Below are 15,032 nucleotides of genomic sequence, written 5' to 3' on the forward strand. Positions count from 1 at the left end.
TCGCGCTCCCCTCTAGGGTGACCCTCTGGGGGATAGAACTTCTTGCGAAGCCAGGTCGCACAATCTACGCATGACTACTCCACAGACATGGTTCATTACCGGCTCTTCACGCGGCTTCGGCCGATCTCTCACCACCGCAGCCCTCGAGGCAGGTGACACCGTCGCTGCAACGGCTCGCCGGCCAGAGCAACTCGCCGACCTGGTTGAAAAGTTTGGTGACAAGGTACTGCCGCTGGGCCTGGATGTAACAAACGCGCAGGCGGCGTCTGAGACGCTTCGTGCAGCACAGGAACGATTCGGCCGCGTCGACGTCGTCGTCAACAATGCTGGGTACGCCAACATTTCCCCCGTAGAAACGGCTGACGAGGAAGACTTCCGCCGTCAGTTTGAGACGAACTTCTGGGGCGTCTACAACGTCACAAAGGCAGCCCTTCCGATCCTCCGGGCACAGGAAAGCGGGCTGATCATCCAGTTCTCTTCCGTTGGCGGTCGCGTTGGCGGAACTCCGGGGCTTGGTTCGTATCAAGCCGCCAAGTTCGGCATTGATGGCCTCACACGAGTACTCGCAACCGAGACCGCGCCATTCGGGATTCGGTACTTGGTAGTAGAACCTGGCGGATTCGCAACCGATTGGGCAGGCGCATCAATGGACGTGCACGGGGTGCCCGAGGAGTACCAGGCGACCGTGGGCGCTTTCGCGGAACGACTCCGCGGCACGGACCAGGCCGGTGACCCGGACCGCGCAGCCGACATCCTGGTGCGGGTGGCGAAACGACAGACAGTGCCGAGCCACCTGGTCATCGGAGGCTACGCGGCGCACCTGGCGATCGATTACTCCAAAGCTCAGATCGAAGAGGCGACCACCTGGGAGGCCGTTTCGGCCTCTGCCGACTTCGACGCCGACCGCGTGCAGCTCCCGGCTGACAACGCCTGATAGGACGTGATGACAATGAAACAGTTCGAGGGAAAAGTTGTGCTTATCACCGGCGCCGGCTCAGGAATGGGGCGTGCTGCCGCGATCTTGCTGGCGCAACGGGGAGCCGCTGTCGCATTGGTCGGCCGACGCGAGTCAAAGCTGAATGATGCCGTGACAGAGATTGCGGCCGCCGGCGGGTGTGCACTTGCCCTGCCGGGCGACGTCAGCCGACCCGAAGACGTCGAGCGCGCCGTAACGCGGACGCTCGAGAATTTTGGTGCGCTTCACCACGCTGTCAACAACGCTGGTGTGTCGGGCGACTTCACCCATCTCGTGGACATGACCCCGGCACAATGGCAACGCACGATCGACATCGATCTCAACAGCTTGTTCTACGGCATCAAGTACGAGATCCCTGCGATCCTCGCGGCAGGAGGCGGGTCCATCGTCAACGTCTCAAGTGTCTTCGCGGACCGCGGCGGCCCTACCGCCGACTACTCCAGCGCAAAGCACGGAATCCGAGGACTGACACGCACGGCAGCAATCCAGTTCGGCCGGCAGGGCGTACGCGTGAACGAACTCCAGCCGGGCGTCATCGACACAGAGATGACCCAGGCGAATCCGGAGGGCGCACAGAAGGTGGCTGACACCGGTATTCCGTTGGGGCGGGTAGGAACTGGAGACGAGGTTGCGAAGGCAATCGCATTTCTCCTGTCCGATGATGCTTCTTACATCAACGGTGCACACCTGGCCGTGGATGGCGGCTTCCTCGCCTGAAGTCTGTCAGAACCCGCAGAAGGGGGCGGGGCGCCAAGAATTGGCACCTCCCCTTCCGTCGTTTCCGGGCTTCCCGCCTTGAGTCACCTGCGCTTTCACTGCGCGGTCTCTTCTTGGGTTCGGCGGCCTCCGATTCGGGTGGGCCGCGGAACTTTCGGGTTTTGGATGCCCACGAGGGACACGAGGCCTCCGGCAGCGAACAAGAGGGCTGACACGAGAATGACTCGGTGGAATCCGGCGAGGTCGAGCACCGCGGTGCCGGCGATGAGGCTGGCGAGGGCGATCGCGATGAGGCCGGCCACTCGGGACACGGCGTTGTTGACGGCCGACGCGATGCCCGATCGTGCGGGATCGATCGCTCCGAGGATTGCCGCCGTCAGAGGCGCCACAGTGATCGCCATGCCAACTCCGAAAACCACGATTGCTGGCAACACCTGGGTCAGATAGTCGGCGCGCTCGTCGATCCGCAACATCAGAAGAAAGCCTCCCGCCGCGAGCAGCGGGCCCATAGTCATGAACAATCGTGGTCCGAAGCGACCCGCGAGACGTCCGAACAATGAGGACAAACCGATCAGCAGCAAGCTCGTGGGAATCATCGTGAAGCCTGCCTCGGTGGCGCTGTACCCCGCCACCTGTTGGAGGAACACGGCGATGCTGAAGAACCCCAGCGACAGCGCACCGTAGATCAAGAAAGTCGCCACATTGCCCACGGTGAAGTTGCGCACCCGAAACAGCGCGAGAGGCAGCATCGGTTGCTCGGTCCGGCGTTCGAACAACACGAAGGCAACAAGCGCGGCCGCGCCGATGACAAGTGGCACGATCACGACCGGAGATGCCCACCCGAAGTTCGCTTGCTCGATGAGCGCGAAGACGGGCAGTCCGAGTCCGACGATACCGAGGATCGCTCCAAGCACATCGATCCGGGCTCCAGGCTGGCGGTGGTGGTCGGGCTCGAGCTTGGCGAGCAGCAGCAGAGTCACCACGATCGGCAAAACGTTGATGCCGAATATGAATCGCCACGAGAGCTGGTCGACGAGCACGCCGCCGAGTATGGGCCCGGCGATGTTCGCCGCGCTGGTGAACGCCGTCCACGTACCGATTGCACGGCTCTGCGCGGGGCCAGAGAAGTTCGCCAAGATGATTGCGAGCGACGACGGGACAAGGAGTGCCCCCGCGATCCCCTGCAGCCCGCGCGAGACGATGAGGAACTCGATGCTCGGCGCGAATGCACACAGCAGTGAGGTGACACCGAACCCGACGAGTCCCGCGGTCAGTACCTTCTTGCGGCCAAACACATCCGACAGCGACCCGGCAAGGAGGATGACGGAGCCGAGCGTGATGAGGTAGGCGTCGACCACCCATTGCTGCGACGTCAGCGCACCTCCGAGGTCGTGGCTAATCGCGGCCAACGCCACGTTGATGACCGATCCATCCAGGAATGAGACGAAGGCAGACAGAATCGCGACAGCGAGGACGAAGCGCTGCGAGGCAGTCATTTTTGCAACCATGAGCGCAGTCCACCGCACGTCCGCCGAAACAGCGTGGCCCCCTCAGGGACGGCTGACCAGACGCTCGTATCGAGGCGAGAACGTGTCGAAGATTGGCTCATTGCTCCCTGTGATTCCTGGCGCGCCACGGCTAGCTTCGTGCCTGCCCGGCCATCGAGCCGGAATCCCGAGGAGCCAGATATGTCGGCCAAAGACATCGTTATCGAAGCAACAGAGCAGCTGTTCAACCGCAAGGACACCGCCATCCTCGACCAGGTGTTCGGGCCCGTGTACGTGCAGCACTCAGCCCTCGGGGCCGACGGCGTTGACGGGCTGAAGGTGCTCGTCTCGAGCCTGCCTGAAACAGCCGGGTATACGCTGACGCGAATCATTGCTGACGGCGGTCTCGTGGTGACGGAGGGAGAGTTCACCGGATTCGCGCCCGTGCCGCTGACTGGTTACGACGTGTGGCGGGTCGTTGACGACCGAATCGTGGAGCACTGGGACGCTTTGGGTGCCGCGGCAACCCATTCCGCGACCCTCGACGTTCAGACCGGCGGCGACACGGTCGCCGCAAACCGAGCGCTCGTCACCGAATGGGTTGCGAGAGCTCTCGTCAGTGGCGACCACCGCGCGGATGAGGACTATCTCGCGCCTGGCGCCGGGGTGGCATACGACGAGGACCTGGTCTACCGCACCGTCCATGCTGTCATCGCCGACCAGGACGTCGTCTACACGCGCTCCGAAGGCGAAAAGAACGGCCCGGTCATCATCAACGACATGTGGCGGGTGACCGACGGCCGCATAGTCGAGCACTGGAGCCTCATGACCCCCGTTCCGGAGAGCCTGCCGCACGGCAACGGAGCCTTCTAGCAGCCAGCGCCCCTTGAGTGTGGGGCTGAGAGGGCCACGATACGACGCGGACGCGCTCCTACCTTGAGAGCACCGCCTCCACCCAGGAGGTGCTCTGAAGGAGTGGATCACATGTCAGAGCTCGACGATCGACTGGCTGCACTAGGGATCGCAATCCCTCACCAGGCCGCAGCGCCGGCGGGCGTGTACGTGCCCGCGGTCATCAGCGGGCACCTCGTGTTCACGGCAGGCCAACTACCGTTCGTAGACGGCGAATTGCCCACCACCGGCAAGGTGGGAGCTGAGGTCACGCCGGACGACGCGAAAGCTCTCGCTCGCACTGCCGCGATCAACGCTCTCGCCGCGGTCGCAGCAGTGATCGGCTCGCTCGATCGAGTGACACGGATCGTCAAGGTCGTGGGCTTCGTTTCCTCCGACCCGTCGTTCTTCGGCCAGCCCGGAGTCCTGAACGGCGCCTCCGAGCTACTCGGAGAGATCTTCGACGACCTCGGTGTGCACGCCCGAAGTGCAGTGGGAGTCGCCGTACTCCCGCTGAACTCACCGGTCGAGGTCGAACTGACCGTCGAATTCTCCTGATCGCTCCCACCTTCCTAGCAGACCCACACGAAAGAGAAAATCATGACTGAACTAACCGTCGTACTCGTGCACGGCGCCTTCGCCGAATCCGCAAGCTGGAACGGCGTCATCGCCGCCCTGCAGAACAAGGGAGTGACGGCAATCGCCACACCGAACCCTCTCCGCGGCGTGACGACCGACGCGGACAACGTCCGTCGTGCGGTCGAGGCCGTCGGCGGCCCTGTCCTGCTCGTCGGCCACTCCTACGGGGGCGCCGTCACCACCGAGGCAGCCGTTGGAAGTGACGCGGTCAAGGGCCTCGTCTACGTGTCGGCGTTCGCGCCCGACCACGGCGAGACATCACTGGGACTGACCGACAAGTTCCCCGGTAGCACCCTCGGCGAGACGGTCCGACCGATCCCGCTCGGCGACGGCACCAACGACCTCATCGTCGACCGCGAGCTCTTCCCGAACCAGTTCTGCGGAGATGTGGCCTTGGCAGACGCCAAGATCGCCGCATCCACGCAGCGCGCGGTGCGAGACTTCGCCCTCGCAGAACCGCAGCCAGCTGAGACCCCGGCCTGGAAGACCCGGCCGTCGTGGTTCGTCTTCGGATCAGCCGACAAGAACATCCCGGCCGCCGGCCTCCGGTTCATGGCAGAGCGCGCGGGTTCGCTGAAGACCGTAGAGATCGAGGGAGCCTCACACTCGAGCATGGTCTCCAACCCCGGCGTGGTCGCCGGTCTCATCCTCGAGGCCATCGCCCACCTGTCCTGAACCGGCCCAAGAATTCTCATAAGGAGAAAGATCATGACCGAATTCCTGGCCGACGCCGCCGAGACACTCTTCGTGGATGCGCCTTCGGCGAGATTCGCCTACAGGCGGCTCGGGCGACCCAACGGGTTGCCCCTCGTGATGGCAATGCGCCTTCGCGGAACGATCGACCATTGGGACCCTGCATTCCTGGACGCGTTGTCGGCGAACCGCGAGGTGATCATCTTCGACAACCGCGGCATCAACCTGAGCACGGGTACACCGGCTTCCTCCATTGCAGAGATGGCCGAGGGTCTGATCGAGTTCACGACTGCGCTGGGCTTGAGGAAGTTCGATCTCTTCGGTTGGTCGATGGGTGGGATGGTCGTCGCGACCGCCGCCCTCGCTCGGCCCGAGCTGGTGGGACATTTGGTCTTCTCGGGCAGCACCCCCGGCATCATCGAGGGACAGCCGATGGCGCCGGCAAAGGTCTGGCAGATTGCCGGCCGGGGCACGAACACGGAGGAAGACTTCCTGTTCCTGTTCTATCCGGAAACAGAATCCGGCGTCAGCCATGGCAGAAGCCAACTCGAACGTCTGCGAACGCGCCTTCACGTCTCTGAAGCGGTCGTCTCAGCCGAAGCGTCAGCGGCGAGCATCGAAGCCATCCGTGCTTTCGGTGCCGGGGTTTTCGACCGGTTGCCTGAGCTCACGATCCCGGTATTGATCGGCGTGGGCTTGCATGACGTGATGGCTCCCCCGTATTCCAGCATCCAAGCGGTGTCACAGCTCTCACGCGGAAAGCTCGTCGTCTACTCGGATGCTGGACACGGATTTCTTTTCCAGTACCACGCCGATTACGCCGGAGAGGTGAACTCGTTCCTGGGCTGGTGACAGCTGGCGCGGGCTCTACAGGTTGATGGCATGACCGATCAGGCCGTGGAAACCTTCCTGCAGAACCTCGCCCAGCGTCGGGTGGGTGTGAACGTTCGCAGTACGGATCGCCGCGACGTAGCCCCTAGGGTCGGCCCCCAGCTCGACGACGTCGAATCGGGTGGTCGATGTTCCCCCTAGTGGATGCCGACGCTCGTCACCGGTTCGTCGGTCGACCGGGCACGCAGGCGCTCGGCGCGGGATTCTGTCGGTCGAAATGTGTGACGGTACGCCATGGGAGAGACTCCGAGCAGAGCTCCGAGGTGGTTGCGCAACGACGTCGCGGTGGCATAACCGACCGCCGTGGCGATCGCGTCGATCCCGAGATCCGTCGTCTCGAGCAGACCGCGCGCGACGGCGAGCCTCTGCTGTGTGAGCCACCGCCGCGGGGCCAGACCCGTCTCGGCGAGGAAGCGTCGGCAGAAAGTGCGCTCGCTCATGTGGGCGTGGGCCGCCAGGTCTGCCACCGTGAGGGACTGATCGAGCCGGCTCAGGGCCCATTCCCGTGTCGCCCCTGTCGACGCGTCCGCACCTGCTGGGACGGGGCGTTCGATGAACTGCGCCTGCCCACCATCCCGGTGCGGAGCCACCACGCAACGTCGCGCAGCGCGCGTTGCGAGCTCGGAACCGAAGTCCTTCCGGATCAGGTGGAGACACAGGTCGATCCCTGCTGCGGCTCCAGCAGAAGTCAGCACCTCTCCCCCATCGACGAAAAGCACGTTCTCGTCGAGTTCGATGTCGGGGTACCACTTCTGGAACACGGTCGCGCATTGCCAGTGAGTGGTCACCCGCTGATCGTCGAGGATGCCGGCCGCGGCCAGGGTGAAGCCCCCTGTGCAGATCGATACGACCCGAGCGCCGGGCCGAATCATCGCGAGCGCATCACGAACATCGTCCCCCAGCTCGCGCTTCAGGGAGTAAGGGTCGATGGGCGTGACGATGACCGTATCCGCCTCAGCGAGGATCTCGGGTCCCGCAGAGGGGATCACAGAGAATCCAGCATTGGTTTCGATCGATCCGCCGGTCGGAGTGCAGAGCGTGACGGTGTACGCACCATCGGTTGCGCCGAAGATGCGTGCCGGAATGCCCATTTCGAAGGGGTACGCGCCGTTCTGCGCCAGAACGACGACTCGATGTGGATCTGCAGCCATGTTGGCGAGTTTATAGCGAACAATGACGTGCGTGTCATTTCCGAACCGGACAGACACGCTTAGCGTGGTCGTCATGGCAGAGACGATGCGGGCGATCATCCAGGACGAGCTCGGCGGCCCCGAGGTGCTGCATGAGGCTTCCATTGAGATTCCGACCCCGGGGATCGGGCAGGTGCTCGTTCGCGTTCGGGCAGCCGGCGTCAACCCCGCTGACTTCATGAATCGGCAGACCGGCGTCTTCAGCGGGACTCCGCCGTTCACGCTCGGTTGGGATCTGGCCGGCGTTGTCGCAGCCGTCGGCCCGGGCATCACGCTCTTCGAACCGGGCGACGATGTCTTCGGGTTGCTGCCCTTTCCGCGGGGCGCAGGAGCGTACGCGGAATATGTCGTGGCGCCACCTCGCGCATTGATCCGCAAACCGGATGCACTGAGTTTCACTCAAGCAGCATCGCTCCCGTTGGCCGGGCTGACGGCTTGGCAGATGCTCGTCGAGACCGCTCACATCAGTGATGGCTCGACCGTGCTCATCACGGGTGCAACGGGAGGGGTCGGCCACCTCGCGGTGCAGATCGCAAAAGCCCTCGGAGCACACGTCACCGCCGTCGTCTCAGCCCAGAACGCTGAACTCGCCCGCACACTGGGCGCAGACGCGATCATCGACTACACCTCCACGGACTTCAGCAGACAGGTCCGAGGGCTCGATGTCGTCTTCGACGTGATCGGAGGAGATTACCCACTCAGAGCACTCGACGTACTGCGACCTGGCGGCATGCTCATCTCGACACTCCCCCAATCACTCGGGCCCTCTCGAGCAGCCGCCGCCGAGAGGGGCCTGCGTGTCGCCGGGGTATTCGTTGAATCCGATCGGCTCGGCCTCATGCAGATCACGGAACTGGTGGTGAGCGGCACACTGACTCCCCTCATTGCGGCAACGTTCCCCCTTGAGCGCGCCGATCAGGCCCATTCCTTCAAAGGCCAAGGCAAGGTCGTGCTCGAGGTGCCGTAAAGGCTCCCCTGCTCAATTACCTGACGCATCAGATATGTGCTAAAGTCTCTGACATGTCAGATAAATTGAGTCCGTTCGAGTTGCGCACGTGGGAAACGCTTCACACGGTGACCGAACAACTCAAGCGCGAAGTCGGACGGGACCTCTGGGCTGACGCCGAACTGTCCGATACCGAGTTCACGGTTCTGGCGCACCTGCGGCTCAGCCCTGACGGCGTACGACCCGGCGCCTGCGCGCAAGCGATCGGCTGGGATTCCAGCCGACTCTCCCATCAGCTCCGCCGTCTCGAGAAACGCGGACTCGTGGAGCGCCGAGCGGACCCGCTTGATGGGCGAGCGGCAGTCCTGGTGATGACGGACGAAGGCAGAGGGGTCTACCGCAAAGCGATCGGCCCCCACCTGCGTGCCGCGCAGAAATGGTTCGCGGCTGCACTCACGCCCGCGCAACTGGAGGGCCTCGCTGAGGGCCTTCAAGCCCTCCAGGCCCACATCGACACAGTGTCCACAACGACGCAGAAGGAAAGATCATGACCACCATCACGCAGCCCCGATGGGCACAGACCACCACGGATCTCAACGGCAAGACCGTACTCGTCGTCGGCGGCGGAGGAGGCGTAGGCGAGGGCGTCGTCCGCACCCTGCTGGCATCAGGCGCGACAGTCGTGGCAACGGGGCGGAATGACGAACGACTCAAAGACTTCGCAGATCGAGTCCACGACAGCTCACTTCACGTCGCCACCCTCGACGGCCTCGGCGTCGAACTTGACGACAAGGCCGCCGCACTCGCAGCAGAGTTCGGACCGTTCGACGGAATCGTCGTCAGCATCGCCTCCTGGGGCGAGCAGGGGAACAAGCCCCTTCTGACCATCACCGATGACGAGTGGAAGGCGCTCGTCGAAGACAACCTCACTGCCGTCTTCCGGGTCTACCGCGCCCTGACTCCGACCCTCGCACCCAGCGGCATCCTGCTGCAACTCAACGGCCTCAGCGCCGACATCCCGTTCCCCGGGAATGGTGTTGTCGCCTTGGGGGCCGCCGCCGGCAAGTCGCTCACCCGAACCCTCGCCGCCGAGCTCAGCGGAACGAGCCTCCGCGTCTACGAGGTGATCCTCGGCGTCGTTCGCACCCGCGCCCGCCAGCTCGCCGGCGTCGACAACAGAGGATGGATCGACGGCACCGAGATCGGCACGCATATCGCCGAGCTGGTCGCCGGCACCTCGCCCCTGACGGGTGAGGTACTGCACTACTTCATCGACAAGGCCACCGGGCCTGTCACCACTCCCCCACAGTTCTAAGGACGAACCTTCATGCTCGACATCGTTCGCGCACCCGATCCCGACTACCCCTCCCTGCGACACGTCTATGGCGCCACCGGCGCCCCCGCAGCGATCATCCGCCCCCGCACAACGGAAGAGGTCGCTGAAGCACTTCTCTTCGCTCGCGAAACCGGTGGGGAACTCTCCATCCGAAGCGGCGGGCACGGCATCAGCAGCATCTCGACCAACACGGGCGGGACCGTGATCGATCTTGGTCGACTCAACGGCATCGAGCGCATCAGCGACACAATGGTCAAGCTGGGTCCGGGTGCCCACTGGGGCCACGTCGCTCGGGAGCTGTATCCGTGGGGACTCTCCATCAGCTCGGGAGACTCCGGCGATGTGGGAGTAGGCGGGCTCGGTACGACCGGAGGCATCGGCCTGATGGGTCGGGCCCATGGGCTGACCATCGACAGGCTACGTTCTGCCGAACTGGTCACAGCCGACGGGGCAGTGCATCGTGTATCCGCCTCCCAGGAGCCTGATCTGTTCTGGGCGATCCGTGGAGCGGGGGCGAACATCGGCATCGTGACGTCGTTCGAGTTCGAAGCGTCCACGACTCCGGTGGTCGCCCAAGCAACCATCGCCTACCAGCTGCGCGACACCGCCACGTTCCTCAACCGTTGGGGCGCCCTCGTTGAGCAGTCCCCTCGAGAGATATCCGCGTTCCTGTATATAGGCGTCGGAGCGGCACCGTTCGCGCAGGCAACTGTCGTCTACGCATCGGATGATGCCGATTCGGCTCTGACCGCACTCACGCCGTTCACTGAGCTGCCGGGCATGGCCGGGCAGCGAGCACAGATCGTGCCCTACGCCGCCGTTCCACTCACAACAGACGCGCCTCACAGTGGGCAGCAGCGCGCATTCACGCACACCGGCCTGGTCGATCATCTGGACCTCGATGTCTCACACGGGCTCGGCGCTCTCCTCGCGGAGGGCAGCACTCAGATGGTGCAGATCCGCTCGGCGGGAGGCGCGATCAACGATGTTCCACCCGACGCCACGGCATACGCGCACCGGCACCAGAACTTCTCCGTGACCGCGATCGCGAGCGTCGATTCGCCACGCTTCGCCGCCGCCTGGGAGCCGGTGCACGCGCTTACGACGGGAATGTACTTGAGCTTCGAATCCGGGCGCGACCCGGGTCGCATCATGGAGGCCTTTCCGCCTGCCACCCTGAGCAGGCTCCGCGCTATCAAGTCAGAATGGGATCCGGAAGGGGTGTTCAGCCAGAACTTCGACGTCACCCGTCCTAGTTCGGTGCCAACACCGTAGCGAGCTGAGATCGCCGACTGATCCCCAACTTGGCGAACGCGCGGTGGAGATGGGCTCCGACAGTTCGGTGCGAAAGGTAGATCTGGTCGGCGATCTCTCGATTGGTCAAGCCCTCTGCCGCGAGCCGCGCGACCAGGAGCTCCTGAGCGGTGAGGAGCCGGCCCGCCTCTACGCGGGCCGGTCCGATTCGGCTGGAGTCCACGCCGCCCGCTGCACGGAGTTCAGCCGAGGCTCTTTCGGCGAGGGGACGGATCGACTCGGCTTCGAAGACGCGAAGCGCCTCCCACAGTTCGGTTCGGGCTTGGACGATCCGCCGATCTCTGCGCAGTCGCTCTCCGAAATGCAGTCGCGCCCTGGCCAGTTCTACGGTTGAACCCGCTCGCATACCCGCTTCGATAGCGGCCTCAAAGTGCGTGGTTGATTCCTCTCCCTCGGCCATGATTCCTCGAGAACGCGCAACGACCACTCGAAGATGATCAGAATCGGTAGCCTCGATGGCCCGGTCAGCTCGCTCCAGCCACTCATCGACCTCGACGCGTCGCCCGGTTCTCACGCTCAGCTCGGCGAGGTCTCCCCCAGCCCACAAGGCAATCGGCTCATTGACCCGTGTCTTCACGAGTTCGTCGATCGCCACATCGGACCGACCCTCGTCGATGGCTAGCTGCGCCGCAGCCCAAGCCGCAGTGGCCGCGATGCGGGCAAATGGCTGCGGACCTGCCTGCTCGAGGACCGTCTGGAGTGCTTCACGGGCGAGCTCTGCCTCGCCGCGCTGTGCGCGAGCTCGAGCGATGAAGGCTGCCGCCATTCCGCCGACGACCCCCAGGTTGAGTTCTCTGCTCAGGTGCAACGCCTGCTCTACGTCGGCCAACCCCGCGGTCAGGTGTCCTGCGATGATGCGCAGCCCCCCACGGCCGCACAGTCCTGTGGCTTCGTCGCTGGTTCGCGCGGCGGCATGAAAAGCTCTCGTAGCCGCGTCCCAGACGGTCTCAGCCGCCCAGAGATCGCTGACTTCCTCGGCACTGAACGCCAGGCAGTTGATGAGCACCGAATCTGTCTGTCGTAGTCGGCCTTCGAAGGCCCGAAGCGCGATCTCGACATCCCCCGTTCCTCGCCCGGGCTCCATGAGCGTAAGGCCGATGCGCTGAAACACGTCGTCGCCGCTGGGGTCGACCTGCCACAGCTCTCGCGCAATGACTGACCTCACCTCGGCTGGTTCGCCGAGTATGTAGGCACGGACAGCTGCGAAGACGAGCGCCTCGATCCGGTCATCCCGATCATGCAGCTCGCCCGCGAGGCCGACCAAGTCGAGAGCGCTCCGACCTTGATGAGCAGTGGTCTGGCTGAGCATCCATTCCGTTCGGGCAAGCCGGAGTACGTCGTCATCGCCTTCGGCAAGAGGGATCGCCTCGGCGATCAGGGCTGCCGCAGCATCAGGAGCCCCCGCCTGGCGGGTCGCTTCTGCGGCCAGAGCGATTCGATGGGCTCGGTCGGTGGTGATGGGTGAAAGATCGGCTGCACGCTGCCAAGCCGCAGCAGCCTCGATGCGCGCACCCCGCCGTTCCTCTGCTTCCGCGGCGTGGTCGAGTTCGCGTGCTACATCCTCGTCCCAACCCGATGCTGCGGCCGCTCGATGCCAAGCGGCACGAGTCGGGTCCGTGACCGAAGCAGCCAGCGCGGAGTGCGTATCCGCTCGGCTTCCGGAATCACTCGCGCTGTACAGGGCCGAACTGACAAGGGGGTGCCGGAACCGATACTCACCGTCTCTCACCTGGATCAGCTTGAGCCGCTCGGCGGGGACGAAATCGCGTTCGGACAGACCTAAGACGTGAAGGGAAGCGATCACCTCCCGCAGGCTTGCTCGTTGACCGGCAGCCGCGACCAGGAGCGCCTGGCGAGTGGATTCTGGAAGCTGTCGAATCTCTGACAGGAATGTTTCCTCAAGTCGTCCCGTGAGTGGCAACCACTCGCCAGTCAGTCCCGGGACAGCTGAACTGGGGGGCGCTGAGATGGCGAACTCGGTGAGCGCCAATGGGTTTCCGAGCGAGTTGGACACGATCAGATCACGCACCCGAGCCTCAAGCGTCGGCGAACTCTGCTCGATCAGCTTCAGGGAGTCGGCATCGCTCAGGGGCGCCAGCGGAAGCAGCCCGCCGAACCGAGTTGCGAAGTCGGTCTCCCCCTGACCTGGCCGTGCCGTTGCGATCATGAGTACAGGAAGCCCACTGAGACGACGGGCGAGGAAACCGATGACGTCCGCGCTGGACGAATCGAGCCAGTGGATGTCTTCGGCAATCACAAGCACGGGCGACTCCGCTGCCGTCTCCTCGAGGAGTCCTAGCGCACCCAACCCAAGAAGCAGGCGGTCCACATCGCCGTCGTCGCTCATTCCGAAGGCCGTGCGGATAGCACCCGCCTGCCGTGAGGGAACGGTCTCCAGGTGGCGGAGCAGTGGTTGGAGCAGCTGGTGGAGGCCAGCGAATCCAGCAGAGCTGGCGTCTCTGACGCCAGCGCATTCGACGACCTCGAACCCGCGCCCGATGGCTTGGGTTCGCACCGACTCCATGAACGCGGTCTTTCCGATCCCTGCCTCTCCCTGAACGAGAAGAGCACCGCCGTGTCCTCCCGCAGCTCGGTCAAGGGCGGCGATGACCGCGCTCGTCTCAGCATCGCGCCCGATCAGGCGTACCGGCGATTGCAGGCTCACAGTTCGAGGGTATCCCCCAGGAACACGATTAGCAGCAGCCCGTCGGCACCGGGTACCTCGAAGGTGCTGCAGGTCGCGCGCGCCTCCGCGGAGCCGCCGACACCGACGCGCATCCGACCGTACGGAACCGGCCGGGCGTCGTGCCGTGCCCAGAGACGTCTGAAATCGTCATCTCTGATCGAGAGTCGCCCCACTAGTTCCTGAAACCGACGGTCGTGCGGATTCCCGTGGTAGCGGAGGGCTCCCAGTACCCGGCTCGCCCCTGCTTCCCAGTCGTGGTCGTCCCGGCCTTCAGCTGCGAAGACGGACTCGATCAGGTTGAAACCCTGTCGAAGCCGACCGTCGCCGAGTTGAGCAGCGGCATCGTTCACCAAGAACACGTCGAAATTGACCGAGATGATCATTGCCGGCGTATTCGACCACCCTCTGAGCAGCTGCACCATCTCTTCTGTGACTTCGATCTCGAGCTGCTCCGGTGATGAACGAAACGGCTTCAGCTGCATATGCCGCAACCGCAACAGATGCTGCTCAGCGTTGTGGTCGAGCAAAAGAGCTTTCGCGATGCCCCGCAAGACCTGGTCCGACGGCTCGCGGTCGTGCCCCTGCTCCAGTCGCAGATAGTATTCCGGGCTGATCGATGCCCGCTTCGCAACCTCCTCGCGCCGGAGTCCGGGAACCCTGCGGTTGGGTTCACGCACGAGACCGACCGCTTCGGGCGGAATGGCAGCGCGCCGGGCCCACAAGTACTCACCGAGAATGGTCGACGAGCGGTTGCTCGACCTCACACTGGTCACAGTGCGCCTCCCACACTCCGTGCGGCCGAAGAGACCGCGTCATGGTCCTGCGATGGGGAACCCCCACCCGCTCCCAGCCCACCGATGACGACACCCCCACCGTCGAGTATCGGAACTCCTCCGGCCACGAACGCCAGTCTGACCTCAGACGAGGTCGCGATTGTCGCGAGCGGCCCTCCTGCCGCTGCTGCGCTGAGATCAGACGTGGAAGCAGCAAAATGCACCGCAGTGCGTGCTTTCGCGATGGATGAGTCGATCGCCCCGATCGCGGCGCCATCCATTCGGGTGAGCAGGACCAGATTGCCGCCGCCATCCACCACCGCCACGCAGGACGGTATCCCGGTGTCTTCGACTCTTCTGATGGCAGCGGTCGTGAGTGCTCGAGCTAGTTCGAGCGGCAAGATGATCGGGGAAACAACGGCCATGTCCATGTATGGACTCTGCCGCGGAGACCTACTGTGAGGCATCGGTCGAATGACCACATTCGGCACAG

At 64.1% G+C, this 15,032-nt stretch carries 15 protein-coding genes; 10 read left to right on the forward strand and 5 right to left on the reverse strand.

All coding sequences use genetic code 11. The annotated features are described in order from the left end of the window. The first annotated feature begins 70 nt into the window (after positions 1-70). Together HSO01S_RS05245 and HSO01S_RS05250 are read left to right on the forward strand one after the other, a co-directional pair. On the forward strand, positions 71-934 hold the full coding sequence (locus HSO01S_RS05245; RefSeq protein ID WP_066039502.1) for an SDR family NAD(P)-dependent oxidoreductase: 864 nt from the start codon (positions 71-73) through the stop codon (positions 932-934). Between the two features lie 15 nt (positions 935-949). Then, on the forward strand, positions 950-1,693 hold the full coding sequence (locus HSO01S_RS05250) for an SDR family NAD(P)-dependent oxidoreductase (protein ID WP_169799941.1): 744 nt from the start codon (positions 950-952) through the stop codon (positions 1,691-1,693). A gap of 95 nt (positions 1,694-1,788) precedes the next feature. Here HSO01S_RS05250 and HSO01S_RS05255 read toward each other — a convergent pair whose 3' ends face one another. After that, positions 1,789-3,189: a DHA2 family efflux MFS transporter permease subunit gene (locus HSO01S_RS05255; protein ID WP_066039504.1), complete on the reverse strand. Its 1,401-nt coding sequence runs from the start codon at positions 3,187-3,189 to the stop codon at positions 1,789-1,791. Positions 3,190-3,381: 192 nt separating this feature from the next. Here HSO01S_RS05255 and HSO01S_RS05260 point away from each other — a divergent pair, with 192 nt between their 5' ends. From HSO01S_RS05260 to HSO01S_RS05275, 4 genes are all read left to right on the forward strand, one after another. Further along, positions 3,382-4,053 (forward strand): nuclear transport factor 2 family protein, encoded by a 672-nt coding sequence (locus HSO01S_RS05260; RefSeq protein WP_066039505.1) that lies wholly within the window; start codon positions 3,382-3,384, stop codon positions 4,051-4,053. Between the two features lie 111 nt (positions 4,054-4,164). Continuing rightward, on the forward strand, positions 4,165-4,629 hold the full coding sequence (locus HSO01S_RS05265) for a RidA family protein (protein WP_066039506.1): 465 nt from the start codon (positions 4,165-4,167) through the stop codon (positions 4,627-4,629). Positions 4,630-4,671: 42 nt separating this feature from the next. Further along, positions 4,672-5,385 (forward strand): alpha/beta fold hydrolase, encoded by a 714-nt coding sequence (locus HSO01S_RS05270; protein ID WP_066039507.1) that lies wholly within the window; start codon positions 4,672-4,674, stop codon positions 5,383-5,385. Between the two features lie 33 nt (positions 5,386-5,418). Then, on the forward strand, positions 5,419-6,255 hold the full coding sequence (locus HSO01S_RS05275; protein ID WP_066039508.1) for an alpha/beta fold hydrolase: 837 nt from the start codon (positions 5,419-5,421) through the stop codon (positions 6,253-6,255). A gap of 176 nt (positions 6,256-6,431) precedes the next feature. On the opposite strand, the gene HSO01S_RS05280 is transcribed toward HSO01S_RS05275, so the two are convergent. Then, a complete protein-coding gene (locus tag HSO01S_RS05280; protein ID WP_245635895.1) occupies positions 6,432-7,544 on the reverse strand; it encodes a GlxA family transcriptional regulator in 1,113 nt (370 codons plus the stop codon). On the opposite strand from HSO01S_RS05280, the gene HSO01S_RS05285 reads away from it, so the two are divergent. Genes HSO01S_RS05285 through HSO01S_RS05300 form a run of 4 tightly spaced genes read left to right on the forward strand, consistent with a single transcriptional unit; the run spans position 7,519 to position 11,041 of the window. Continuing rightward, on the forward strand, positions 7,519-8,451 hold the full coding sequence (locus tag HSO01S_RS05285; RefSeq protein WP_066039628.1) for an NADP-dependent oxidoreductase: 933 nt from the start codon (positions 7,519-7,521) through the stop codon (positions 8,449-8,451). The genes HSO01S_RS05280 and HSO01S_RS05285 overlap by 26 nt on opposite strands. A gap of 53 nt (positions 8,452-8,504) precedes the next feature. Further along, the gene (locus HSO01S_RS18255) at positions 8,505-8,981 is read left to right on the forward strand and encodes a MarR family winged helix-turn-helix transcriptional regulator (protein WP_084361327.1); all 477 of its coding nucleotides are present in this window, start codon (positions 8,505-8,507) and stop codon (positions 8,979-8,981) included. After that, positions 8,978-9,745 (forward strand): SDR family oxidoreductase, encoded by a 768-nt coding sequence (locus HSO01S_RS05295; protein WP_066039510.1) that lies wholly within the window; start codon positions 8,978-8,980, stop codon positions 9,743-9,745. The genes HSO01S_RS18255 and HSO01S_RS05295 overlap by 4 nt, the downstream gene beginning before the upstream one ends. A gap of 12 nt (positions 9,746-9,757) precedes the next feature. Continuing rightward, positions 9,758-11,041 (forward strand): FAD-binding oxidoreductase, encoded by a 1,284-nt coding sequence (locus HSO01S_RS05300; RefSeq protein ID WP_066039511.1) that lies wholly within the window; start codon positions 9,758-9,760, stop codon positions 11,039-11,041. Here the strand turns inward: HSO01S_RS05300 and HSO01S_RS05305 are convergent. Genes HSO01S_RS05305 through HSO01S_RS18260 form a run of 3 tightly spaced genes read right to left on the reverse strand, consistent with a single transcriptional unit; the run spans position 11,019 to position 14,970 of the window. Further along, positions 11,019-13,745 (reverse strand): ATP-binding protein, encoded by a 2,727-nt coding sequence (locus HSO01S_RS05305; RefSeq protein ID WP_084361328.1) that lies wholly within the window; start codon positions 13,743-13,745, stop codon positions 11,019-11,021. The two genes, HSO01S_RS05300 and HSO01S_RS05305, sit on opposite strands and share 23 nt — an antisense overlap. Then, positions 13,742-14,539: a helix-turn-helix domain-containing protein gene (locus HSO01S_RS05310; protein ID WP_084361329.1), complete on the reverse strand. Its 798-nt coding sequence runs from the start codon at positions 14,537-14,539 to the stop codon at positions 13,742-13,744. Before HSO01S_RS05310 ends, HSO01S_RS05305 begins: the two co-directional genes overlap by 4 nt. Beyond that, positions 14,536-14,970, reverse strand: coding sequence for a GlcG/HbpS family heme-binding protein (locus HSO01S_RS18260; RefSeq protein ID WP_169799942.1), 435 nt, complete (start codon positions 14,968-14,970; stop codon positions 14,536-14,538). Before HSO01S_RS18260 ends, HSO01S_RS05310 begins: the two co-directional genes overlap by 4 nt. Positions 14,971-15,032: the final 62 nt, after the last annotated feature.

Origin of the sequence: Herbiconiux solani NBRC 106740, assembly GCF_001571005.1 — a bacterium.
Taxonomy (GTDB): Bacteria; Actinomycetota; Actinomycetes; order Actinomycetales; family Microbacteriaceae; genus Herbiconiux; species Herbiconiux solani.